The 23,722-nt window shown below is 42.6% G+C and carries 23 protein-coding genes; 4 read left to right on the top strand and 19 right to left on the bottom strand.

The annotated features are described in order from the left end of the window. Positions 1–89: 89 nt before the first annotated feature. Entirely contained in the window at positions 90–770 is a 681-nt protein-coding gene (locus MHI25_RS16195) for a hypothetical protein (RefSeq protein ID WP_340393589.1), read from the top strand. 137 nt (positions 771–907) lie between these two features. On the opposite strand, the gene MHI25_RS16190 is transcribed toward MHI25_RS16195, so the two are convergent. The 9 genes from MHI25_RS16190 to MHI25_RS16150 form a co-directional block, all read right to left on the bottom strand. After that, positions 908–4,204: a chitinase N-terminal domain-containing protein gene (locus MHI25_RS16190; RefSeq protein ID WP_340393587.1), complete on the bottom strand. Its 3,297-nt coding sequence runs from the start codon at positions 4,202–4,204 to the stop codon at positions 908–910. Positions 4,205–4,555: 351 nt separating this feature from the next. Beyond that, positions 4,556–6,478 (bottom strand): AraC family transcriptional regulator, encoded by a 1,923-nt coding sequence (locus MHI25_RS16185; RefSeq protein WP_340393586.1) that lies wholly within the window; start codon positions 6,476–6,478, stop codon positions 4,556–4,558. A 133-nt stretch (positions 6,479–6,611) separates the two neighbouring features. After that, positions 6,612–7,559: an ABC transporter substrate-binding protein gene (locus MHI25_RS16180; RefSeq protein WP_340393585.1), complete on the bottom strand. Its 948-nt coding sequence runs from the start codon at positions 7,557–7,559 to the stop codon at positions 6,612–6,614. Between the two features lie 25 nt (positions 7,560–7,584). Next, positions 7,585–8,634, bottom strand: a complete 1,050-nt coding sequence (locus MHI25_RS16175; RefSeq protein ID WP_076130518.1) for an NAD(P)/FAD-dependent oxidoreductase — start codon at positions 8,632–8,634, stop codon at positions 7,585–7,587. Between the two features lie 25 nt (positions 8,635–8,659). After that, the gene (locus tag MHI25_RS16170) at positions 8,660–9,970 is read right to left on the bottom strand and encodes an NtaA/DmoA family FMN-dependent monooxygenase (protein ID WP_340393584.1); all 1,311 of its coding nucleotides are present in this window, start codon (positions 9,968–9,970) and stop codon (positions 8,660–8,662) included. A gap of 208 nt (positions 9,971–10,178) precedes the next feature. Further along, positions 10,179–10,976 (bottom strand): AraC family transcriptional regulator, encoded by a 798-nt coding sequence (locus MHI25_RS16165; RefSeq protein WP_254848963.1) that lies wholly within the window; start codon positions 10,974–10,976, stop codon positions 10,179–10,181. 155 nt (positions 10,977–11,131) lie between these two features. Then, positions 11,132–11,416 carry a hypothetical protein gene (locus MHI25_RS16160; RefSeq protein ID WP_076217679.1) on the bottom strand — a complete coding sequence of 95 codons (285 nt, stop codon included), beginning with the start codon at positions 11,414–11,416 and terminating at the stop codon, positions 11,132–11,134. A gap of 23 nt (positions 11,417–11,439) precedes the next feature. Next, a complete protein-coding gene (locus tag MHI25_RS16155; RefSeq protein ID WP_076130520.1) occupies positions 11,440–11,796 on the bottom strand; it encodes an iron-sulfur cluster assembly accessory protein in 357 nt (118 codons plus the stop codon). Positions 11,797–11,817: 21 nt separating this feature from the next. Continuing rightward, positions 11,818–13,221 (bottom strand): MFS transporter, encoded by a 1,404-nt coding sequence (locus MHI25_RS16150; RefSeq protein ID WP_340393581.1) that lies wholly within the window; start codon positions 13,219–13,221, stop codon positions 11,818–11,820. Between the two features lie 166 nt (positions 13,222–13,387). Here MHI25_RS16150 and MHI25_RS16145 point away from each other — a divergent pair, with 166 nt between their 5' ends. Then, complete coding sequence (locus MHI25_RS16145) at positions 13,388–14,038, top strand: metalloregulator ArsR/SmtB family transcription factor (RefSeq protein ID WP_076130513.1); 651 nt, start codon at positions 13,388–13,390, stop codon at positions 14,036–14,038. 195 nt (positions 14,039–14,233) lie between these two features. Here MHI25_RS16145 and MHI25_RS16140 read toward each other — a convergent pair whose 3' ends face one another. The 4 genes from MHI25_RS16140 to MHI25_RS16125 all read right to left on the bottom strand — a co-directional run bounded on the left by MHI25_RS16140 (position 14,234) and on the right by MHI25_RS16125 (position 17,050). Further along, positions 14,234–14,749: a nuclear transport factor 2 family protein gene (locus MHI25_RS16140; RefSeq protein WP_076130512.1), complete on the bottom strand. Its 516-nt coding sequence runs from the start codon at positions 14,747–14,749 to the stop codon at positions 14,234–14,236. Between the two features lie 65 nt (positions 14,750–14,814). Beyond that, positions 14,815–15,825, bottom strand: a complete 1,011-nt coding sequence (locus MHI25_RS16135; protein WP_340393577.1) for an LLM class flavin-dependent oxidoreductase — start codon at positions 15,823–15,825, stop codon at positions 14,815–14,817. Positions 15,826–16,030: 205 nt separating this feature from the next. Further along, positions 16,031–16,207, bottom strand: a complete 177-nt coding sequence (locus MHI25_RS16130; RefSeq protein WP_339187052.1) for a hypothetical protein — start codon at positions 16,205–16,207, stop codon at positions 16,031–16,033. A 207-nt stretch (positions 16,208–16,414) separates the two neighbouring features. Then, positions 16,415–17,050: a TetR/AcrR family transcriptional regulator gene (locus tag MHI25_RS16125; RefSeq protein ID WP_076184924.1), complete on the bottom strand. Its 636-nt coding sequence runs from the start codon at positions 17,048–17,050 to the stop codon at positions 16,415–16,417. A 729-nt stretch (positions 17,051–17,779) separates the two neighbouring features. Between MHI25_RS16125 and MHI25_RS16120 the strand changes: the two genes are divergently transcribed. Further along, a complete protein-coding gene (locus tag MHI25_RS16120; RefSeq protein ID WP_239498742.1) occupies positions 17,780–17,941 on the top strand; it encodes a hypothetical protein in 162 nt (53 codons plus the stop codon). Between the two features lie 331 nt (positions 17,942–18,272). Here the strand turns inward: MHI25_RS16120 and MHI25_RS16115 are convergent, their stop codons facing one another. Together MHI25_RS16115 and MHI25_RS16110 are read right to left on the bottom strand one after the other, a co-directional pair. After that, complete coding sequence (locus MHI25_RS16115; protein ID WP_339167884.1) at positions 18,273–18,467, bottom strand: hypothetical protein; 195 nt, start codon at positions 18,465–18,467, stop codon at positions 18,273–18,275. A gap of 71 nt (positions 18,468–18,538) precedes the next feature. Beyond that, complete coding sequence (locus MHI25_RS16110; protein ID WP_340393574.1) at positions 18,539–19,804, bottom strand: YncE family protein; 1,266 nt, start codon at positions 19,802–19,804, stop codon at positions 18,539–18,541. A gap of 444 nt (positions 19,805–20,248) precedes the next feature. Here MHI25_RS16110 and MHI25_RS16105 point away from each other — a divergent pair, with 444 nt between their 5' ends. Then, positions 20,249–21,061 carry a class I SAM-dependent methyltransferase gene (locus MHI25_RS16105; RefSeq protein WP_076130506.1) on the top strand — a complete coding sequence of 271 codons (813 nt, stop codon included), beginning with the start codon at positions 20,249–20,251 and terminating at the stop codon, positions 21,059–21,061. 93 nt (positions 21,062–21,154) lie between these two features. On the opposite strand, the gene MHI25_RS16100 is transcribed toward MHI25_RS16105, so the two are convergent. The 4 genes from MHI25_RS16100 to MHI25_RS16085 all read right to left on the bottom strand — a co-directional run bounded on the left by MHI25_RS16100 (position 21,155) and on the right by MHI25_RS16085 (position 23,631). After that, on the bottom strand, positions 21,155–21,346 hold the full coding sequence (locus MHI25_RS16100) for a hypothetical protein (RefSeq protein WP_076130505.1): 192 nt from the start codon (positions 21,344–21,346) through the stop codon (positions 21,155–21,157). Between the two features lie 128 nt (positions 21,347–21,474). Continuing rightward, complete coding sequence (locus MHI25_RS16095) at positions 21,475–21,738, bottom strand: hypothetical protein (RefSeq protein ID WP_339167879.1); 264 nt, start codon at positions 21,736–21,738, stop codon at positions 21,475–21,477. Positions 21,739–21,895: 157 nt separating this feature from the next. After that, positions 21,896–22,483, bottom strand: coding sequence for a DUF1349 domain-containing protein (locus MHI25_RS16090; protein WP_076184931.1), 588 nt, complete (start codon positions 22,481–22,483; stop codon positions 21,896–21,898). A gap of 137 nt (positions 22,484–22,620) precedes the next feature. Continuing rightward, on the bottom strand, positions 22,621–23,631 hold the full coding sequence (locus MHI25_RS16085) for a phosphotransferase (protein WP_340393570.1): 1,011 nt from the start codon (positions 23,629–23,631) through the stop codon (positions 22,621–22,623). Positions 23,632–23,722 lie beyond the last annotated feature (91 nt).

Below are 23,722 nucleotides of genomic sequence, written 5' to 3'. Positions count from 1 at the left end.
TATTTTTCACAATAATATTGTCAAATCCTTAGGAATCATGTCATTATAAGTAGGTTCATATTAAAAATAACAATAAAGGAAGTGTGTATTTGAGTCGGTTCAATCTAGTCCTCATCTATGTTTTATCCATCATGATAGCTTTTCTTTTAGGGATTTACGTGGCCCCTAGCGTTGAAACACGCTTGAATGGGCAGACTGTGGCAAGTAATCCCGTTATCGAAGAAATACCGCCTAGTACCGTAGATAAAGCTGCTATTGCTGCTGAATCCAACACTACTGGATCCAATCCTACTGAATCTTTACCTTCACCTTCCCCGGAAGCCGTTGTCTTGGAAGATATGCCTTCGGACGATGATACTGGACCCGTTGGTGATGACTCTGAAGATCTGTCAGTAGCAGATACCCCATCCGGGCAAGGGATTGGTGCGCCATTAGAATTCAAGTATAGTACGAACTCTGCCGATGCTGTTAAGCTTACTTGGGAAGCTGACAACTTAACTGGAAAAAGGATCAATTATTACACAGCCCACATCAGCACGTTTAATCCAGTAGGCGATCCTTCCAATGATCAGCTGAACGGCAAGAGCAGCTTTTCACTTAAATATGTGGGGCCGGTTGAGCCCAATGATACTTTATTTATTTTCAGTGATTTTACATATCAGAATACAATACATACGATTATTATTGACCAGCTCACACTTCAATATGATGATGGTACTATCGAGACCTTCGACTATGGTTACGAAACTACCGATGATAGCGGCCTATAATCCACATGATTTGCAGCCCTGGTGCGAACCAGGGCTTTTTGCGAGGCACAATTGAACTAATGGTAAAGTAAAAAACGAAGAGCGGCCTGGAATCCAGCGCTCTTCGTTTTTTACTTTTATTGTTACTGTCAGTCTGTTTAGCGGATGACCGTTACCTTGATCGTATCACTGGCAGTCACTCCCGCCGCGTTGACCAGCTCCGCCCGATATTCGTACACACCGGCAGTGCGTCCGCTGATAGTGGTTGCTGCACTTTGTGCCGAAGGCGTATGGGCATTCAGCGGCTGCGAGTCGATGAGCTCCCCGTTCTCATACAGGCGGTATTCTGTAGCGTTAGTCCCCCACCACAGATTCATCGACACCTTATAGGTGCCATCTCCGTCCCAGTTATCTTCGGATAGTATCGGCTTGCCCGGCGCGGAGTCACTTATGGTGACCGTAAGCGGATCGCTCTTGGTCGTGCCATATTTGTTGATTAACTCCGCAGTGTAAACATAAGTGCCGTTCACCTTACCATGAAGCTCTGTACTTGCCGTCTGGGCAGCCGGCGATACATCTTTCAGTGTCTTGGAATCAATCAGTGTGCCGTTCTCATAGAGTTTGTAACTCGTGCCGTTATTACCCCACCATAGGTTCATGGTGACTGTATAGTTACCATCACTAAGTCCATTAGCATAGCTGCTGTTGGAGGATAGCACAGCTTGTCCTGGCTTACCAGTCGCAATCACCTGGCCGCCAATAACCTGGAACGTATTGCTCTTTTCAGTCGTATTGCCGGCTGCGTCATGCACGATGTATTTCACGGTGTGGGGGCCGGCGCCTAAATCGGCGGCGCTCAGGGTCTGGCCTTCGGCAATCGGTCTTCCATCTAATAGAAGCTGTTTCGAGGTGACACCTGACAATACATCGTCAGCAGTCAATTCAAAGGAAAGCTGTGCTCCTTCTTCTACATCTCTCACCTCATGACCGGATTCTTTCAGTTCGGCAACCGGTGGAGCCGTATCAATATTGAGGTTCAGCGTCTTTAGATCTTCCGCTTTGCCTTTTGCCGGCACAGCATGGTATGTCAATGTATGCCGCCCGTCTTCCTTCAGGTCCACAGGTGTACTGTACTCAGCGTCCTTGTTGCCGTTCAGCGAGTAATAAACATTAGCTGTATCTGTATTCGCCTTCAGGGTAACGGTGACCGGCTGGTTAAACCAGCCGGAATCATTAGGCTCGGCAGAAAGCGTCGCCGTTGTTACCGGAGCCCCCTCTTCTGCTGCTGCGGCGAAGTCATCGAGGCTTCTCGGCTTGAGCTGGTAGATGCCTTTAAAAATTGCGGCAACACCTGTAATATTAAGTTTCTGTCCCTCTGTATAAGGGAAGATATCCTTAGTAATGCCTGTCCGGGCATCCACGCGCACATGATTGCTTGTCCCGTCGGCATTGACGGCGTCGAATTCAAAGGAGCCGCTTGGCGTAGCGTTGATAATGTTCGCCACGGTCACACCGTTCAGTTGAACCAATTGGCCTTGGTTGGCATCATTCACCATGCTCGCTGCAATCGGCTGCGGCAGTGTCGCCGTGCCCGTCTTCGCAATTTGCACTGCTTCTGTCAGCTCCTGCTCTGTGTTGTACAATGCGGTGGATGCTGTTACCTTGACCTTATCGCCCACGTGGAAGCCGCTCTGACTCTGAAAGACATAAACCCCACCGGTTCCATCTTGGAGATAGAAGGACTGTCCGCCGAAGATACCCGGCTCAGTCGTCACGGTCCCCTCCACCGTTACCAGTGATCCGGCTGCCTTAGCCCGGGAGTCGCTGATAGAGATTGTAGCCGGAATGGGATCTTCCTCAGCCGGAAGCGGTTCAGCAGGAACATTGCCCAGCGTCACCGATTCAGTCTTGAGGTTTGTACTGTTCTGGCGAAGGCGCAGATTGGATGCAGCTGTGGTGCCCGGCTTGATCTGGATCGTCAGATCCTTATAGGCATGACCGTTCAGATCAGCTGTCAGATTGAATGAGGAGCTATAGCCGTAGCTGCTTGGCCAGGTACCGTCGCTGTTCTGAATCTTGGCGATTTGGGCGCCGCTGCTTACCTGGTAGACACCTACCTGGAAGCCGGATACGCTTGTGCCTGCAGGAAGATTATCTGCACTCACCCGAATCTGAAAATTCTGTGCATTTGGCAGCACAGCCTGGTGCGTGAAGTTATAAACCGCACTTGCAGTGGCTGCCGGTCCGCCGTAGGAGCCTGCTTTGAAGGTGCTGCGATCATACCATTTGTAGCCAGCATTAGGTTGAGCCCAAGGCTCCGGCTGCGGCTCAGTGGACAGCGCCGGCTCCTCGAATGGCAGCAGTGTTGTCGGCTGATCTAGCGTCAGGCCATTCACCTGGGTGAAATCCGTATAGCTCTCCTGCTCGGCGAGCCAGTTCACGGTGTTAACCAGCAGTGTGGCATCGTCTACTTCCTTGAAGCCATCGTAAGTTGTTTTCTTGGCGCCGGTATCTTCGCGCAGGTATTTCGGTGTTGCATCCTCTACAGGAGATGAGTCACCGATGAAGGCTGCCTTGCCGGCGCCTTTTTTAGCAACTGCCACATAGGGACCTTCTGCCACACCGCCGCCGTTATAGACCCCCTGGTCTACGGCATTGGCCCAGGCAGCATTGGTTTGCGGCAGGTAGACGATACCTTTCGCACGGGCTGGGTCTAGAATGGCCAGCGTGGAACCGGCATGCATAGCTACCGCTGATACGCCCGTTGTAATGCCGAAGGCTTGATCGGGAGCCACGACGTTGGTTGCGTTAATGTCGCCAAGCGCATTGTAGCGGAAACGGACACCGAACTCGTCCGCCAGCCAGTCAGAGCTAACCACACCCTGCATGGCTGAAGAAGCGACCTCATCGGCATTCATGCCTTTGGCTGGATTGTCCCACGCTCCACGGCGGTAGCCGTTGAAAGCTTCTGAACCATCCCAGCGGTTTTTGTTGCGGTCGGCGTTATAATGGTCGCCGATGAAGAAAATACTGCCGCCATCCTCCACATATTCCGCCATCGCAAGCTGCTCGCTTGCTTTGTAGGGCACGTTGGATTCGGCGACGATGTAGACATCATAATCGGAAAGATCACTCAAAGTAATTGGAGTCGTCTTGCGGAGTTCTTTGACATAATAGCCTTCCTGGGCAAGGGCATTCCCAAAGTCTGAAAAAGCGCCGTCAATCACCCAATCGGCTGCTCCCGCAGTCTGCTCATGGGTGTTGTCGAACAGGATCTTCTGGCCTGCATGCTCATTGACGACTTTGGCCTCAATGTACGGCGCAGGATCGTTTGGTCCTTCTGCGAATACCGCCGAACCGGCTCCGAACGTGAACAGCTGAAGTGGTACGGCCACCGCCACAGCTAGAGTGCTGTTCATCAGCCTCTTTTTCCAAACTGAATTCTTCTCCTTCATACCCTTCCTCCTCAAGATATAGTCCGGTGAGTAATTACCATAAATACCCACCTGCTAGACATCTACTATCCTATCTCAAAACAATTAAAAAAAAGATAGATTTATGTAAACTGCTGTAAAAATTATACTTTTGGCCTATAAAACGGGTCGAATATAGAAAGGGTATTATGAAAAAAGTCACAGTTGCTGAGGCTTATGATGAAGGATTGGACTATCGGGATATTAGCAAAAAAAAACGAAACGGATAAATGCTCCGTTTCGCTCTCTTCCTATGTCGCCGCTGGCAGTTTCTGCTTGTTGTCCTGGTATCAATATTCCAGAAACATCAGTGGCTTAAGTATATCTATTAAACTATTTACTAGTGCCAAGTAACAAATTCACAATCGTATCAAGCTGAAGCTCTAATGAAAAAGGATCTTCCATTACGAATTCATCATGATAATTATCACCATACAAATAAACTTTGCCATTTTTCACTGCAGGGATGCCTTTCCATATGTTACTTTCCATTGCTTTATTGGTAGCATCCGCATCGCCATTATAAACAAAAACATAATCACCTAAATATTCTGGAAGCACTTCTAATGAAATCGATTCAAATCCCTCCGCCATATTTTTTGCACTTTCTGTTGGAGGCAGCTGAAGCATATTATATATAGTGGAAGAACCATAGTTTCCTCCCTTTGCCGCTAAGACGTATACCGCCTTTTGTGAAAACTGAACAATCGAAACGGTTTCCCCTTCCTTGATAACCCCGGCAAGTTTAGACTTTGCTTCAGCTACTTTCTGTTCATATTCCGTAATCCATTCTTCTGCTTCTTTTTCTTTTCCGAATATTCTGCTTACACTCCTAAATTTATCAAGCGGCCCTGCTGTTTTTAACCCCTCCCAATAAGGCAGAAATACAGTGGTCCCAATTTTCTCATATTGTTCTATGTTCTCATCGATCGAACCGATAATTAAGTCCGGATCTAGCATCGTTAATTTTTCCAGATTTAAAGGGAAATCCCCTAAATCCTCAATTTTCTCGATCGTTTCTTTGGGTATGTCCGCTTTTTCCATCCAGCCTTCATCCAGCATAAACGTTCTTGCTCCGATGGGTACAATTCCTAATTTCAATAAATGCCCCATATATTGGTCAGCCGCCACTCTTTTCGGCTCTGCTGGTACTTCCACATCTCCCTTAGGCGTTGATACTATTCGAGTGTTCGTACTTTCTTCTGATGTTGTTTGATTTACGGTTCCATTCCCATTACTTTGTTCCTTCGTAGCAGTACCCGTCCCACTTGAGCAAGCACCTAATAATAGAGAACCGCAAAGCAGTAAAGCGGCCGTCGTCTGAGATTTTGTCATTTTAAACATATGTAATTCCCCTTTTTCCGTATTATGATAATGATTATCATTATTAATATACTGTTGAACGATGGGTTCAAAAATAGAGGATGTGGGGAAGTTTAATGGACTTTCAGCAACTTTTGGCCGCTGTGACTCTTTTGTTCTAAAATGTGCAGGGGATACACCTTTTCTTTTCTTGAAAATTCGGCTGAAATAATATACGTCTTTATAACCAACGCTTGCTGATATTTCACCGACCGAAGCATCTGTTGTTATTAGAAGCTCTGTTGCAAGTTCAAGCCGAAACCGAATTAAGTAATCAATCGGACTCATACCTGTGTACTCTTTAAACAAGGATGACAAATGATAAGCACTGAAATTAAATACTTCCGCAAGAGAATCTAATGTAATTGGCTCCGCATAGTACTCCTGAATGTAGGTGATTACTTGGACTGCAACACTGGTCTGTTTCACCTCAGTCTCTTTTCTATGTAATTCTTTTAAAACCTGATGAATGAATTGATAAAAAAGTGATTTTACGTTGAGTCTCTCTTCTTGCTCGTTCCATTTTAGATACATCAATTGCATTTTGTTATAAAGTAAAATGGGTGCATCAGGGGAAAAACAATATTGTGATTGGAACAGATCCTCCTCTTGAATCCATGCACGGTAATAAATGATATAGTAAACAAAATTCTTACTTGTCGGAACAATATTAAGTATCGCCCCTTTCCCGCTATGCAGGACTTGAAATCCTGTAAAAGAAAATTCAGAGTGATCTAACTGAACTTGAGCGCTCCCTTGTACCGAAAGTAAAAATATACTGGCAGGAATCTTGTACTTATGAAGAATTTCGCCTTGAACCCTTTCAATATGGCGCACATCCAATAACTTGACCGTCGCTTGGTCCCAAAGCAATATTTGATTGCTTTTGTGCATAATGACTACCCCTCCGTTATCTGTCTAATCCTCATCATAAATGATAACCATTATCAATAATAGTCAAGATATTTAACTTAATAACAAAAATCCGATTGCCCTAAAAGGTGCAATCGGATTTTTTAATATAAATTTATTGTTCAGACGCCAATTGCAGAAAATGATCTGCAGCCAAACGGACAGCCAGGATACTTGCGCTATTAAGTGAGTTATCAAAGATAAGAACATGATTATTTTTCACTGCTTCCAGTGAGTTCCACACGTTCGAAGTTTCCTTGTCCTTGATGGCTGCCTTTGCGATATTCATATCATGCTGGATAATAATATAATCAGGATTCATGCTGTATATCCCTTCCAGAGAAAGGGCCCCTCCCTCTTCAGGATATCCCTTCGGTGGCAACAACCCGAAGCCTACAGTTTGATTGTAGTACATCGTGTTTTTAGAGCCTTGAGCATTAAAATTAGCTTTTCCGTCGACCCGTAGTAAAGCAAAGGTTTTATTCTCAAGACTACTTAGCTGTTCTTTTGTTTTTGCAATCATTTCTTGGGTTTCCTTAATGGCTTGTTCCGCTAATGTCTCTTTACCAACAATCTGAGCACACAGCATCGTCGTTTTTTCCCAGGTATCGGTGTAGTCAATTAAGATGACTGGTGCAATCTTATTCAACTCTTCATAATTGCTATCAACAGAACCCTTGAAGGTTACAATCACATCAGGCTTTGCATCCATGATCATTTCCAGATTCGCATTGCTGCTGCCCAAATCAATGATTTCAGCAGTTCCAGCGTAAGGCTGTAAAGTAGCAAAATCCTTCATCGCTTCCGCTGCGTTAGTTGATGCGATTGGAGGCGTATCAAGAGCAAAAAAGTAATCTAAATACAAGGGATGCAGAACCGCTATACGCTCAGGTCGTGTCTCGAGCACCACTCCATTGTCGCTGGCATCCGCAATTGTTCTTGGCCATCCTGCTTCTTCGATCTTGCCAACTTCTGGTGTAGGCGTGACTGAAGTTTCGGAACACCCAGCCAGTAATCCTGCTAGTATAATTAAGGATGCAATCCATCCATATAGTCTTTTCATTTGGCTCCCCCTTGAGTTGTTATCATTACTGTCTGTATAAATGCTTCATTAAATCACGGTTTTTCTGCGTGAACAGGTCATTATGTGAAGACACCATCCCGGACGAATTTGCCTCCGGTGTGATGTATTGTTTGGCTTGGTTTACCGCATTGGCAGCATCCTGGAATGCCCCCGCGATCAGGTGCAGTTTCCCCTCATGATGTAGAACATCCCCTGCCGCATAAATACCCGGCACGGATGTCCCGCTCATTACTGATCCTGAAATCCGGTGTTCCCACAGATCCATTTTAATTTCACTGTTCACCAGCAGTTCTTTGTCGCGCTCATAACCGTGATTAATGATGACCTCATCGACAGACAGCTCAAATCCCTCTCCGTTGTCATTACTTTTTAGCAGTACAGTCCCTATTCTTTCGTGATCCGGTGTTGCAATCAACTTTTCGATTGAAGTATTTAACAAGCACTCTACGCCATTGTTTGCCAAGCGTGAAATATCGGCTTCATGCCCCTTTAAGTTCTCTTTCCGGTACGTCAGAAACACCTTTTTGGCAATCGGAGCCAGTTCATTCGCCCAGTCTACAGCAGAATGGCCGCCTCCCGATATTAGGACAGTCTTCTCTTTAAAGCGGGCAAGTGACTTCACCGTATAATGCAAATTTGTGATTTCGAATCTTTCGGCACCCTTGATTTCGAGCTTGACCGGCTTCAGAATGCCTCCTCCAATGGCCAATATGACAGTTTTAGTGAAATGCTTCCGGTTTGCGGCCGTGTGTAAAATAAAGTAACCTGCTTCATCTTGCGAGATGGATGTGACCTTTTCATTAAAGGCAACCTCCGGTTGGAAAGTCATCCCTTGACCAACCATTTGTTCAATAAGCTGCGAGCCAAGAATAGGCTGTAAGCCTCCCACGTCCCAGATCATCTTTTCCGGATAGACATGCACCTTGCCGCCAAGCACAGGTTGGAATTCTATAATTTTGGTTTTCATTTCACGGAGTCCGCTATAAAATGCAGCAAATAATCCAGCCGGACCGCCGCCAATAATCGTAACATCAAACAATTCCTCTTCATGCATCGTTCAATCGCCTCATTTCTCTTTTTTAAATCCCTAAATGCTCACGGAAAGTGCTACCCGTATATTCGCTCCGGAATAAGTCTCTTTCAACCAGCTCCGGTACCAACTTCTCAAAAAACAGCTCCATAGATTGTTCCGAGCCGCCTGGCAGGGCGATGAAGCCATCTATAGCCCCCGCTTCAAACCGTTCAATAATATCGTTCAGCACATCCTCGACTGTCCCGACAGATACCCAGTGTGCAGATCCGACAACCTCCGGCCTGTCCAAGATTTCTTTCACTGTAGGCTGGTTTTTGATCATATACCGCCGTAACAATTCGGCATGAGTCCGGCTGCGGACAGCCTGACTGGAATCGGGTAACATATCGGCAGTTACTCGCTTATCTAAGGGATAACCGCTTAAGTCAAGACCCAGCACCGATTTGAGCGATGCATGTCTGCGTTCAAGGCTTAAATTCGCATGTGCAGCTTTATGTAATTCAAGTGCTTCTTCGCGCGTATCGGCCAGGAAAAAATATAAGCCCGGCAAAACTTTGATAGCATCCGGATCACGGCCCTGCTCAGCCGCTCTTCTTCTCAGATCATTCCTTAGTTCCACTCCCGATTCGATATCCGGCATTGCGGCAAAAATAGCATCAGCTACAGATGAGGCGAAATTCCGTCCAATTTCCGAAGCCCCAGCTTGGAATAGCGGCGGCGTTCCTGACTTGTGAGCAGGCAAAGTAAGCGGCCCTTTTACACTGAAAAATTCCCCGGAATGATTAATGGCAGTCACTTTATCCTTATCCGAAAACATACCTGACTGACGGTCGATAACAATCGCTTCATTCGGAAAACTCTCCCAAAGCTTGCATACAACATCCGTGAACTCCATAGCCATGGCATATCTCTCTTCCGGTGACGGCATGGGTGAGGCGCTGAAATTATCGGCGCCTTCAATAGAAGTGACAATATTCCAGCCGGCGCGTCCATTGCTCAGCCAGTGTAAGGACTGCAGCTGCCTTGCAACAACATACGGCGGATTAAAAGTAGTGGAAATCGTCGTTACCAGTCCGATCCGCTCGGTTTCACGAGCTATCGCTGCAAAAAACAATGCAGGGTCTGGGCTGCCGAAATTTGAGGAATCTCCTAACATCTGCGGGCTAACATACAGATAATCAGCTCTGAAAAGAAAATCGAGCTTTGAATTCTCAGCCATTTTTGCCAAATCAATATAGTAATCAATAGAATCCATCTTTTCTACTCCGCTATCCGGGTGCCGCCAGCCGTCTCCTTTCATCCAGGTTGCATTTAAGGACAAGCCAATACATAATTGTTTGGGTCTTTTTTCTGTCATATCTACCAGCCTTTCATTTATAAATCAATTTACTGATAATGATTCTCAGTTACAAAGGTGAGTTTATCAAAAATTTAAATAAATTCAAATGTACAAATCTCAAATCCAGCATGCATCATTATTTAATCTAAATAAAAAAAGTCTGCACTTCTGGCTTATCACCAGTAGCTGCAGACGTAGTTCAAGTACAAGAAGCTCATTATGTACATTATTTATAGGCAGAGGGAGAAACACCGAATTTCTTTTTGAATAATCGGCTGAAATATAGTGGATTGTCATAACCGACACGGTCAGCAATCTCGCGGATAGGAAAATTACCTGCTTTGAGTAATTCACAGGCCCGTTCCAAACGATAATTAACAACATAGTCGATGGGTCGTAGTCCCGTATATTTATGAAAGAGGTAAGAGAAGCGGTTGGCACTCATTGCATGCTGTTCCGCTAACTCACCGAGTGTAAGTGAATTCATATAATGAAGTTTAATATACGCAAGGGCTTCGTCTACCATTCTTTGATTCGGAGAACGATCGTTCTCTCTGTAACTGCACGCAATCAGAACCTGGTGCATCAGGCTTAAGAACAACTCCTTGATACGCAGCTTCCCAATTTCTCCGGATGGATGGGCATTCTGATGGAGCATAATTAGTAATTCAATAATTTTTAGATTCGCTCCCGGCTCCAGCTTGAAATGAGAGTCAAATTCGTGAGTACTATTCAATTCTTCCGGCATATCCAATTTATAAAAAAGGGAGTAATACTCGAGCTCAGATTGTCCTATAACCTGCGAATCCATCTGCATGCCCGGAGCAGCATGAAAAACTGATCCTGGCCGTAATTCATATACCGTTCCATTCACACATATTCTGGCTCCCCCGCGAATGATAAATAGAAATCCATGCTTAACGGTGGTGAATTCACTTAATAAGCTTTTGGGCTGGATGACTAAGCGGCTTCTATCTTCTATTTCATAGACACCTTTAGTAAATGCCTTTGCTAATTTGTCCAAATTTATCAATGCTCTGCACCTGCTTCCTAGCACCATGCTTCTTATAAAAATCAGATCCAATTCTGATATTTATTTAAAACAGTATAGACAATAGTATGCGAAATTGCTAGAAGTGTAGTAGATATTCTACTGTACACTGCAACCCAAGAAGATGCTCAGGAGATTTTGCTTGAAAATATGCCGTTTTCATTACAATCAATTTGAAGAAGTTCATCCTGTAAAATCCAAACATCAGTTTTTTCAACAAAGAAATGAAATCCGCCAATGGATTGAACCCATGCGGGATCGATCGGTGTAGCACTTGCATTAATTCCAACAGTGAAAGCATCAGAGCCTCCACCGGCATATTTTGCGTAAATTCTTACATATTGCCCCTCTTCCAAACCCCATTCATTCTTAAATGAATCCAATGCTTTTTCGGATACTGCAAATGATATCATTCCTCTTCTCTCCTTCCTGCTGTTTAATCACATTTTTTTATTTCGCCACGATAATTGGCCATTCTGAAACTGGCTCCGCATCCACATGAAGCTTTTGCATTAGGGTTATTCATAGTGAATCCGCCTACCATTCCACTCTCTTCATAGTCAATTTCAAGACCGTCAATATATGGAATACTATTCGGGTGAACCAATATACTAAAATCTTGTTTATTTAATATAATATCCTCTTCTGCTTGCTGCTCATCCACGACTAGGGTATAGGATAGTCCACTGCATCCCCCTTCATCAACACCTACTCTTAGAAATGGATTTCGGATATTCGCACTTGATAAGATTTCGGCGATTTTTTCTGATGCTTTGTCACTGACCTCGATGATCATTGTGAACTCCTCCTTCGTTTATTTGTTTTTCAAACCTAAAGATTGGATACCTGTTCCTATTTGTTCAGCTACTGGTGAGATCCGAGTGCTCGCAAATAAACTCATTACAATCAACAAGAGATGGAAACCCATTGCTACAATTAATCCGGATTGGAGTGACATTCCGCCAGCCTGACAAACCACAAGGATGGAACCGCCGATCCCGATAACTACACCGGGTGTAAAAGAATCCGCAAATTGCAGATTAGCCGAGGTGTTGCCGACACCTCCTTCTCCTGTCTGAGAAAACGCCACAACACCGCTAATCGGATGCGCCAATCCAATGCCGATTCCAGCGATGATCTGTCCAATAACTGCTACGGTAACGGTCACAATGGGTATCCAAAATACGATAGTAATTCCTATGGCAAGCAGCAATACACCCAGAATAATTCGCGTATGCCGTCCACGGCCCTGATCAGCCGAATCCCACCGTCCTTGCAGATACGCTATGACGCACCAACTCAACGCAGCACTCGCTACAATCAATCCGGCCTGAGAAGGCGTTATTCCTTTCACATCGATTAGAGCCAATACCAAGAAATTCTGTGTGCTGGTATAGGCAGCGAAGAACAGCCCACGTGTTGCCAGAATAGCTGGCATGCCTCTTCGAAGCGTAAGAGTTCCCTTCGGTAGCAGTTTGCGGAGCGGAAATATCATAAGTACTAAGCCGATAATGACTAAAACAAATCCCATAATGCTCGGAAGCATGCTTAGACCAACTAAGAAAATCCCTGTACCCATCGTTAACAGTAACGCATTCCAAGTTGATGAAGCTCCGATATCCCCTTGCGTCTTCGGTGTTTTTAATTTCGTGAACGCAGGTAAACTAAGCAGTGCTGAAATTATCAGGATCGGTAATATTCCCCAGAAAACAAACCGCCAGGACCACTGATCTGCGATAAGACCTGCAACGTATGGACCGAGCATGGACGGAAGAACATAGGCCGTACCAAATGCTCCGAGTATTTTGGCGCGTAATTCATCCGGGTAGCTTAAGGATATTGCTGTGTACACACAAGTCATCATAGCTCCGGCACCCAAACCCTGCATGGCCCGTGATCCTATCATGGTATACATATCGCCTGATGTTGCGGCAGCAATCAACCCAACGATAAACAAAAGAAGTGCGATAGTGAACGGTACTGCAGGTCCTCTTCTATCTATGATTCGACCGACGACCAGAGTCCCGATAATCTGCGCAAGCAGATACGTACTGAATATCCAGCCAAACAGGCTAAGGCCGTTCAAATCTCCAGCAATTGAAGGAGCAATGGTGGTTACGGACAGGCCTTCGAATCCAACGGCCATCACTGACAGAATAATACCTATGGATAGTGCAAAATAACGTGGGCTGAAAATACTTTGATGATTAGACGACATGAAATGTGACCTCCAAGAAAATTGGTATGTATACATCGTATCCGGACACTTAGTAAACATTTTTGTTTATAATGTCTAAGCTACAGTTCAGCTTTGACTTTGTCAACATTTTTGTTTAAAATGTAGTCTGTGATGTAGATTTAGTTGCTTCAAAAGGAGGTGCACCTTGAGCCGAAATCAAACCAAAAAGGATGTCTCAACCAAGACCCGAAGAGCGATCATTGATCTGTTAAAGCAGCAAGGGGGAATGGATGTTATGGCACTCTCCTCGCAGTTTTCGCTATCTGGAATGGCTATTCGTCAACATTTGAATGCGCTGAAAGAAGAAGGGCTGGTTACTAATAAAGAAGAGTCCCGTCCCATGGGGCGACCCACCAAGCTATGGATCTTAACACCCGCGGCCGATCGGTTTTTTCCAAGCGGATATTCGGATTTATCCGTCAGTCTGATCCATTCCATGAAAGAAGCTTTCGGAAACGAGGGGCTGGACAAGCTGCTGGCTGTTCGAAATAAGAATATGCAAGAACAATATCTTCAGCATCTTGGTGATACAGCAGACGTTAGAGTGAAGCTGGAGAAACTAGCTGAGATTCGAACAAGTGAAGGGTATATGGCCGAGGTTAAGGAGCAGGATGATGGCAGTCTTTTATTCATTGAGAAACATTGCCCGATCTGTGAAGCTGCTGCTGTATGTACCGGGTTATGCAAAAATGAGTTACATCTATTTAAAACTGTTCTAGGTAATAATGTTCATATTGAACGGGGGGAGTACATATTAGCGGGAGGAAGAAACTGTGTTTATACGGTTAGACTCTGACAATTGCTGTGGCACTTTCCAAACCCTTTCCATGTCACACATGAGCATCCAATGACTAGCGATATGAACCATTATCATAATATTCATTACAAATAAATAACAACCCACAGCCGAGATTTATAATAAATATGATCTTGGCTGTGGGTTGTTATATTTTAGCTTTTACCCTCTAATGGTTTATAACGCAGGAATACTTCAATCAATCCAAGGCTTACGAACCCAACCATCTGTCCATTCAGACGCTTGAGTTATAGCACCGCTTAATTTTTTGAAGTACCACTTTCCATTTACCTTAACGAAATGATCAACATAGTTCCCGGTCATTACTACTGCGTCTTCTTGGGATCTATCATTTTTATTAATAATGGTAGCAAGACAGTTCAAATAAAACTTTCCAATAGCACTATTCCCATCAGAAGCTATTACGATTTCTGGTGACGTTATATAATGTACGACCCATACAATATCCTTAGAAGCTGCAACGAAATGCTTCTTTATCTCATCATGGCCTGTTGCCTCGCCACCAATACCAGTAACTAACCAATGTCCATCTGGTATGAATAATGAGGCGATTCCATCCGGGTCATAATGGTTATCACAATAACGTGCGTACTGATACTTTAACTGTTTGATTGCTTCAATATCTTCTAACCGAGCTATTCTTTGTTCTAAGCTTAGATTATCGTTTAATGATTCATTTAAATTCAACATTTTTGACTTCCCCTTCAATGATAAATTTGATAGTTGTGCTCCGTTTTTCTAATCCTTAATAAAAATTATAATTCTTTCAAATTAAAAGCTCGCGCCAGCAGTTCAATAGATTTAACTCTATTATTAGCTCCTGAGATATTTGGCAGAATAGTTACTTCGTTCACTCCATATTTTTTTGCAAGATTCTCAATTTGTTCCTTAACATGATTTACATCACCAACTACAACGCGACTGCGATTACGATGAATAGTTTCTTTCTCAAATGAACTGTATGAATAGATCTTTGCAGTTTCAATTGAAGGGTAAGAATTTGGAATTTGTGCAGACTCAGCTTTCAAAAGCCATAAATCAAATGCTTTTGCGAGCTCTTCTGCCTCTTCATTTGTTTCTGCGATTACAGCAAATACAGCAATCATTACATGAGGTTCTTTAAACAATTTGGATGGTTTAAAGTTTTCTCGATAGTGATTTATTGCTCTTATCCCTTCTCCATAAGGATTAATAAAATGAGCAAACGTATATGCAGCGCCATTGTCAGCAGCTATTTTGGCACTTCCTCCTCCCCCACCCAAGACCCACATTTCAGGAGTTGTAGAAATATCAGGCGTAGTGAACAAATCTTTGAAACGATGTTCTTCTGGAAAATCATTCGTTAAGAAACTTTTTAGATCCATAACTTGTTGCTCATAGGAAAGTGGTCTAGTTTTCTCTTCATTAAGTGCGTGAGTGACTAATCTATTTGCTCCGGGAGCTCTTCCTATACCTAAGTCAATACGATTAGGGTACAGAGCCTCTAGCATCCGGAAGTTTTCAGCCACTTTATACGAGCTATAATGAGGAAGCATCACTCCTCCAGAACCGATTCTTATGTGATTTGTTGAAGCCGCAAGATGCATCATGAGCAGTTCAGGAGTACTTCCTGCTAAGGACTGCATTTGGTGATGCTCTGATACCCAAAATCTCTTATATCCAAGTTGATCCGCTCTTTTTGCCAACTCCGTTGTCTGAATCAATGCTTCTTGTGCATCGTAATTTTCGTCCACTGGCGAATAGTCCAATATGTTTATTGAAATCATGTTTCTCAAAGGGCTCCTTTTATAAGGGAATATTTATTATCCTCGTATTGAACAATTAGTTGGCGTATTTATTTTGAAAACACCCATATATTTGCATGCGCATGCATATAAAAGGTTAATATGATTATCCTGTTATTTATGTTTACTAGTTTTCTAAATTAGAATGTTTTGCTTTACTTTGAGATTTTAATCCATAGTTCCGCCCTTACACCACCCTATTCATTTTTTTCGCCACGGGTACCCAACCTTCGATAAAAAATAGTTTCTCCCAAGCAATATCTCCTTCATTCCCATCCATCACCTTCTTCACCCGATGCGGTTCCACAATAAATTCCCGACCCATGGCAACAAGAGTAATCCCACTGTTTAGGATGTCTAGCATTCTTCTGGACTATGAATAAAACCTACTGCCACTAGGGGAAAACGATCACCGTGTAAAGTACTCAAACGCTCAGTAAATAGTTTTTCATCCTAAGGTCTCCATAAAGACCCCCGGTTGGCGTTGCTTAGAGAACAAATAACCATTTCTAGAACGTGTTCTAAATTTAAAACAAAAATCCATAGTTGTCAAATAACTATTTCCAAAAATTTATTCGTACAAAGCTCTATACGCCTCTGTAACTATACTATTCAAATAAATCCTTAAGATTTTTTGAACATTCTTTTGTAGGTCATAGCTCCCATCTGTCAGGCACCACTCGAAGATGAGTCCTTTAACTAAAGTGCAAATATCATTAGCAGCTTCATGTATATCTACATCTGGCGATATAAATTCCTGTTCTTGCCCATGTTTTATGGCAATGATCGACTTTTCAAAAAATGGAACCTTGTGGATTTCTTCTGGGGAATGTTTATCACGTGTATTTAAGCTTTTATTTTTAGTGGAATAGTAATTTGATAAAAATTCAATACCCATCTCCATACAATAAGAAATGTAAATATGATAAATTTGAGCGATGTTCTTTTTCACATCATCATCAAACAGAATCTCGTTTTCATCCATGTACTTTTCGTACCCGTATGCTAAATAATAGGTCAAAAGATCATCTTTGTTTTTAAAATGATGATAAAACGTACCTGTAGATACGTTGGCTTCTTTGCATACATTACGAACCGTTAAATAGTCGTATTCATATTCTTTCAGCATCCTGATGGCTGCATTATGTATATTTTCTTTGACTTGTTGCGATTTTAACTGACGTTCAGTTAGTACCTTTTTCTTCATTGTAAAACTCCCCCCTGATCAAACCAATACATTCAGAATTCTTATATCAGCCATTTTACTTGATACTCTTAATGTTGTACATGTCATTGGAAATAAGTCAGCCTTGGAACAGGTCTGCGGAGTTCGACCAGAAATCTAAGTAAAGTTTTGCCTAGTGTGTATACCAGTTCACGCATTTCTTCACTAAAGTCACTGTTGATATTTCATCGACACATAGGGAGCGTCTGTATGACAAATGCTGGGATTAATTTAACTATTAGTCAGAGCAAATACTCATTACAACCCTGCAGGTGTTATGTTTCTAATATATACATCCACATATGTTTTTTTGACTCGGACCAAACAGAACAGATCTACGTCCTCTGACGAATTAATAAGTTCGATCGATAAATAGGATGACATAGATAAAGGACGGCACGCGAGAGGTCTCTTCTTAATTTATCTACCCTGGCTCTTCACATGAGCAACCCAATCGATTCGAAATTATTTTCTTAATGTCCATTCCTTTCTTCTATTAAACTGCATACTTTATTCTATCAAAAAGAAAGGAGCTGAATGCAATGGGACTTAGTTTTCGTAATAGTACCAGTGTAACCATATATGTTGCCTTTGCATATTACTCCTCTGCAAGCTGTAATAAGGGCTCTATCCCCTTAATACCTTGGCCCAGCTGGTACGAAGCGGTAGGTTGGTACACAATTAATCCAGGTCAAACGGTAGAGGTATTGAATGGGGCAGTCAACAATCGTGAGATATATTACTATGCCGAATCTGCAGATAGGCGTCTTGTATGGTCAGGTGTTAACTATCTTACTCTACCGCAAAATGCTTTCAAACTTTGTGGTGGCGCAGGTTACTGTGCTGCTCCGCTTTGTAGAAGGCTTGGATTGAGAAAAATCAGTATTGGTAACTACAGAAATTACACGGTTAATATTGTATCCACTAGTATTCAAAGTCAATCTAAGTTTTTAAATGTCAACACGGCAGTTCCTGGTAAAAGGAAAAATGTTGGCCGGAGTACCTCTCCTATTAAAGGTCTTCGAGTAGTACAACCTGCTGCAGGCAGGAAATCTATCTCGAAACATTAGGCGGAAAAAAGTAGAACAGTCTTGGACTTTCGTATTCAGTCCAAGACTGTTTCAACTTCTCTCATATACAAAACTTCAAGATACAAACCCCCAGCCTCTTCCTTACCGGAAGAAGGTTGAGTTACTGATTATCACTAAAGATAAGGGTTCCTTGTTAACCCTGCTGCCGGTATTATGCGTTCTTCTGCTGCTGTCCCGCTGCTACCCTCTTTCTTTTGTAGTACAATCGTGAATTCACCTATGCCCGGAACGTAGATACGTGCTGCAGAATGCTCTTTGTCCATACTCGACAATAGGATCATAATTTCTTCTGCCGATTTTATTTTCATCGTATGATTCACCCCCTGCGGTAAGATGAAGAACAGAATTTAGAGTGTACTAAATTCTTTGTCCTTGCTTCCTACGGATTGACACCGACTGAGAACGGACGTGCACCTACAGGAATAACACTAATCACAGTCTGGGTAACCCCATCAATGACCGATACCGTGTTATCATCCTGATTGGTGATATAGATGCGGTTGGTCAATGGATTAACTCCTGCACCATTAGGATTATTCCCGACCGGAATGGTAGTAATCACCGTATTCGTTAATCCGCCAATCACCGACACATTGTCGTCATCCCGGTTTGGCACATAGATGGCATTGGTTGATATGTTCACTCCCAATTCAGCCGGAGTCGTTCCTACAGGCAAGTTAGTTATCACAGTATTGCTGGCTCCATCAATGACTGAAACGGTGTTACTGGTAAAGTTCGAGACATAAATCCGGTTCGTTAAGGGATCAACGCCCACCCGAAATGGATTAACCTGAACGGGAATCTGCATAATAACCATATTCGTAGACCCGTCAATGACGGTAACAATATCCGAGTTGAATTCAGCTACATAAATAGTATTGGTTAAGGAATTCACGCCGATCCCCGTTGGAAAAGGAGAACCGCCGGCGGGAATAATGGTAGTCACCACTGTGTTGGTTAATCCGTCAATGACAGTAACACTATTATCATTAAAGTTAGCAACATAGATAGCATTGGTAGCAGTATTGACCGCGACAGCACCTGCTCCATCCCCGGCAGGAATGGTAGCCAGCACCGTATTGGTCGCTCCGTCGATAACGGATACGTTGTCGCTGTTCAAATTAGCAACATAAATACGATTAGTTAACGGGTTTATGGCTACTCCCGCAGGATTCACACCTACAGGGATGACTACTATCACCGCACCTGTTGCCCCGTTGATCACAGAAACATCATTGCTATTGAAATTGGAAACATAAATGCGGTTAACGGAGCCTGTGGCTCCCCCATTTTCAGTTCCCAGCAGCTCAGATGATACAAGCCGGTGGGCGGTAACCAGCTCCCCGTCTGTATTTTTGCCCCACATGGAAATTTCCGTCTGTAATTCTGCAAGACCTTCCGTTGTAAAGACAAACTCATAGGCATCCAGATTGGCAAAGTAATTTCTTGTAATCACCTCGTCTGGAGAAATAGTAACAAGCTCGCTTACATACAAGGTCCTTGTGAGGGTTAAATTGTACCCTTGGATCAGAATTGCGGACTGATTTAACGCATCCCGGTTATCAATCTTGACCGTCACCTGTTCAGTAGGTCTGAAACCGCTCACAGCGCTATTATCAATAGGTCCTGATGATAGAATGGCCATTCTAGTGAATCCTCCCTTAATTAAAGATTTAATATAAACTACCAGTCTCTCTTTAATGTATGTAAGAACTGTAGTCGGGATTGGACTATACAATAGCTAGAATTAAATTATAGCTTGACTGCCTATTTATCTAGGAAAGGTGTGTGCGAGTCCAGTTGCATGCCTAGAGCAGCATGAAAAACTGATCCTTCTCGTAAATTAAAATATCGTAACATTCATACTTATTCTGGCTCCCCCTGCGAGAGATAAACAGAAATTCATGCTTTATTTCACAATTGGAAATTTTAGCGGGAAATTTTGGATGGATATGTTCATGGGAAAATGGTAGATTATTCTATGGTTAATCCCTCAGCTTGTTCGTGTTCGATATATGTTATTGGGATTACGCGCAAGTCGGGAGATATGTTTAGGCTTATATAATCTATATTTGGGGCGGGTGTCTGCATGGACAAAAATTCTGGTTATAGAACAAACGTTATAGGCGCTGGTGAGGTTGGCGTCGCCATCTCGGTCGATATGGATACGAATACTATTCATGAAACAAACAGCTTATTTTGGGATACAAAAGGAAATGAAGTTTTAGGAGCTACTGCACTTCCTCTTTATGGAGCATTTGTATCGGAAGAACAATGCCAACTTTTTGGTGATGTCTCAGGGAAAAAGTTGCTGGAGATAGGCTGTGGAAGCGGTCAATCTTTGCAATATCTGGGGGAACGCAATGCATCTGAACTATGGGGTACGGATATAGCAGAGAACCAAATCGAAAAGACTAGGCAACTTTTGACGGAGCACGGTCTTTCAGCAAAATTGATCTGCTCACCTATGGAAGAAGAATGTGGCCTGCCAGAGGATTATTTTGACTTTGTATATTCGGTTTATGCCATAGGCTGGACAACTGACCTTGAGGGTACTTTTAGCCGGATTGCTTCTTACCTTAAAAAAGATGGATCATTTATTTTCAGCTGGTCTCACCCTATACACAAATGTGTTGTTGCAGAAAATGATATGCTTGTTTTTAAAAAATGTTATTTCGATGAATCTTGGTATTCAGTATCTCTTGATGAAAGTACGCTAACTTTATCGGATCGTAAATTATCAACTTATGTGAATGCGCTATCTAAAGCTGGATTTGTTATTGAGCAAATGATTGAGCAATCTGATGATGAACTTATGCAGTCGCGGGACGATAAAAGCGATTTTGCAAAAAAAGCAAAGATGCTTCCTGTAACTTTTGTAATTAAAGCAAGAAAACTCTAGCATCCGATACCTATTGAACAACCTTACAACGTAAAAATTTATTTTTCTAAGCCGATCCAGAAAAGGATCGGCTTATTTGATAGCTTTTTAAGATCAATCTTGTCTGTTCTCAACAGATTTCATGCGGTTTTGATCATCTGGCACTCGGTCATTACTGAATTCCTGGCCTGCTTCTGCTTCACCATGACCGGAAGCACTTCGGGCAAAATTTGTGAACTGCCTCTTCTGCTCATCCAGCTTGTGTTTACTTTTAAGAAGCTCCTGCGGATCTTGATTTGTCATCATTATCACCTCGCAAAATAGATTCATGCTGTTTATTCGCACTACATAAGTTTTCCATAATAGGGCGGTGCTTATGCAAGATAAAAAAACTCCTGCTCACCATAAGCAGAAGTTTCTAAATGAAGTTCTAGTTAACGAAAAATATCAATTATTTTATACAAAACAAGGTATTCCAAAACAACAATCCCACCGCAAATGAGTATAAAAAACTGAAGCCTTGCCGTATTCATTCTATCCTTCCAATACTCTCCCCGGAATAATGAAATGATGTTAGGTGTAAAAGTATGCCTAATCGATTCGCTATAATCATCTTTATTCACGAAGAACACGCGAAATAAAAATTTATATACTGGAATATTTAAGAACAGTAATAAAATGATCATCACAAGACTCAATGTCCTCGCCTCCCAAGATCCAATTATCCTAATTTTACCACATGGATAACTATAGAAATCGGAAACTGATGACAACTTTATAACCACTCCATTAAAAAAAGACCTTCCTTTTAGGAAGGCCCTTTTGAGTAATATTCACTTTCAGCTGCGTAAACGACTATTTATGCTCCAACCACTTACACTCTGTAATTTCCATTTCGGTGAAAACACCTTTAAATGAAGAATTCTCTGGGCTACAAGCATATAAGCCAAAATTTATTTCCTCATTCCCTTCAAACAAATGAAAAATACGCATCTGTTCAAATATAGTCCCGTCCAAAGAGCTTTCAATACAGAAATCACTTTCGCGTCGACTTAGTCTATAATACATAGTTTTAATGTTTGCATCGATATCAGTTGTTGCCCAATCTGAATATCCGTGATTTGTAACCACACTTCCAAGTCTTTGGAATTCCTCATTTTCATATTCTACCGATGCCTTGAACCAATTATCACTGTCCTGATAGATGACTATCCCACACTGCTCGTATCTATGTGTACTATCATAATCTGTTCTTACTATAAATGAAAAATACTTCTCAGCAGTTTTCATTAACAGTGCAGGTGAATTATCATTTCTAAAACCATAATAGGTTCGTTGCCAAAAATCTGTATTCGGCATCGTTACAAATTCAATCCTGTTTTCTGTAATAGAATAATCATTGATTGGATTTATCCAAAAAAGCTGTTCTTTATCAAAGTTCATTGCTCTACTCCTCACTTTTTATAAAGTTTTGTCAACTATTTTCATTGCTAAGATTCCAAATACATTTTAAATAGTTTTCAGCAGTTCATCCTAATAATACCATTTGAAAAATATAACGCACATCATTTTCTAATCTTTTATATTGAAATATCCAGAGAATTAAATAAAAAGGTTGTCCCGTTCACATAAGCTCTCAAAATCGCTTGAGCATATGGCTGCTCTTCAATTAACCCCTCGGTCTCCAGCGGATTCTCTGCATGAAAGCTATAGGCTTCGATTATCGCCATGACTAAGAAGCACTCTAGCTTCATTATATGTTCATCTTCCAGCTTCCTGATTCTCTGATATCCTTCGACGAAATAAGCTCTTTGTGTTGGGTATAATCCCATAATAGCCTGAGCTATATCGTAAAGATGATAGCCGAAGCCACACCTGCCAAAATCGATAGGATAAGGTTCATTATCCCGAAAAATGACATTTCCATTATGTAAGTCCGCGTGGATCATCCCATAATTTTGTTCATGTCTTGTGAACGTTTCGAGACATGTTGCCACTTTAGTGGCGGCTGCGGAATATAACTTAAAACCCTCATCCGATATGAAATGTTTGCGATGTAGACTTAGGTGATCCCAGTCCCGTTTAAAGCTCAGTACACCCCAAGAAGGACGAGTAAAACCGCTGGAAGGACTAAAATCAGAGCTGGCCTCATGAAGCTTTGCCATCAATGATCCTGTTTTACGGATACCCTCCTCCGTTAGTTCGCTTTTGTCTACATGCTTTCCCTCGACCCATCGCATTAAGCTCGAATAAAACCGTTGTCCGTCACACACCGATGTTTCCGTAATAAAGGCCCCTTCACGATTGATTACAGCTTCGGGCAAGAGGAGGCCCTTGCTCTTCAAAGCGAACAACCACTCAATTTCTGAAATGGTTCCTTCGCGTTGTTTGTTATCCGGGTGAATGCGGAGCAAGAACTGTTCCCCCACATCGCTTACAATGCGGAAGGTGACATGTTCGGATACTTGAATGAAGTGAATGGAGTTCCAGTCTATTTCATATTCCTGTAAAGCATGAAACGCCGCTTGTTTTACTTGCCTCAGAGTTCGGTGTCGGTTCTCCTCAGTATTGATCCGAAAGCCATTATTCATTGCTTATCTCCTTTGTCTACCATACTTCCATCATTTTAACAGTCTAGACGGATAGCTGTAATGATAAAGAATGAATATGAAAAGAGTTTTC

The organism is Paenibacillus sp. FSL E2-0177, from assembly GCF_037992975.1.
Lineage (GTDB): Bacteria > Bacillota > Bacilli > Paenibacillales > Paenibacillaceae > Paenibacillus_AQ > Paenibacillus_AQ odorifer.
This window is presented reverse-complemented; position numbering and strand designations above follow the sequence as displayed.

What these genes read in the sequence shown, in the direction of transcription:
- MHI25_RS16110 (WP_340393574.1), bottom strand. Translation starts at nt 19,804, where the DNA reads ATGGCCATTCTATCATCAGGACCTATTGATAATAGCGCTGTGAGCGGT.
- MHI25_RS16125 (WP_076184924.1), bottom strand. Translation starts at nt 17,050, where the DNA reads ATGAAGAAAAAGGTACTAACTGAACGTCAGTTAAAATCGCAACAAGTC.
- MHI25_RS16140 (WP_076130512.1), bottom strand. Translation starts at nt 14,749, where the DNA reads ATGTTGAATTTAAATGAATCATTAAACGATAATCTAAGCTTAGAACAA.
- MHI25_RS16150 (WP_340393581.1), bottom strand. Translation starts at nt 13,221, where the DNA reads ATGTCGTCTAATCATCAAAGTATTTTCAGCCCACGTTATTTTGCACTA.
- MHI25_RS16180 (WP_340393585.1), bottom strand. Translation starts at nt 7,559, where the DNA reads ATGAAAAGACTATATGGATGGATTGCATCCTTAATTATACTAGCAGGA.
- MHI25_RS16170 (WP_340393584.1), bottom strand. Translation starts at nt 9,970, where the DNA reads ATGACAGAAAAAAGACCCAAACAATTATGTATTGGCTTGTCCTTAAAT.
- MHI25_RS16175 (WP_076130518.1), bottom strand. Translation starts at nt 8,634, where the DNA reads ATGCATGAAGAGGAATTGTTTGATGTTACGATTATTGGCGGCGGTCCG.
- MHI25_RS16085 (WP_340393570.1), bottom strand. Translation starts at nt 23,631, where the DNA reads ATGAATAATGGCTTTCGGATCAATACTGAGGAGAACCGACACCGAACT.
- MHI25_RS16160 (WP_076217679.1), bottom strand. Translation starts at nt 11,416, where the DNA reads ATGATATCATTTGCAGTATCCGAAAAAGCATTGGATTCATTTAAGAAT.
- MHI25_RS16115 (WP_339167884.1), bottom strand. Translation starts at nt 18,467, where the DNA reads ATGAAAATAAAATCGGCAGAAGAAATTATGATCCTATTGTCGAGTATG.
- MHI25_RS16120 (WP_239498742.1), top strand. Translation starts at nt 17,780, where the DNA reads ATGGGGCAGTCAACAATCGTGAGATATATTACTATGCCGAATCTGCAG.
- MHI25_RS16100 (WP_076130505.1), bottom strand. Translation starts at nt 21,346, where the DNA reads ATGATGACAAATCAAGATCCGCAGGAGCTTCTTAAAAGTAAACACAAG.
- MHI25_RS16190 (WP_340393587.1), bottom strand. Translation starts at nt 4,204, where the DNA reads ATGAAGGAGAAGAATTCAGTTTGGAAAAAGAGGCTGATGAACAGCACT.
- MHI25_RS16130 (WP_339187052.1), bottom strand. Translation starts at nt 16,207, where the DNA reads ATGCTAGACATCCTAAACAGTGGGATTACTCTTGTTGCCATGGGTCGG.
- MHI25_RS16135 (WP_340393577.1), bottom strand. Translation starts at nt 15,825, where the DNA reads ATGATTTCAATAAACATATTGGACTATTCGCCAGTGGACGAAAATTAC.
- MHI25_RS16185 (WP_340393586.1), bottom strand. Translation starts at nt 6,478, where the DNA reads ATGCACAAAAGCAATCAAATATTGCTTTGGGACCAAGCGACGGTCAAG.
- MHI25_RS16090 (WP_076184931.1), bottom strand. Translation starts at nt 22,483, where the DNA reads ATGAACTTTGATAAAGAACAGCTTTTTTGGATAAATCCAATCAATGAT.
- MHI25_RS16105 (WP_076130506.1), top strand. Translation starts at nt 20,249, where the DNA reads ATGGACAAAAATTCTGGTTATAGAACAAACGTTATAGGCGCTGGTGAG.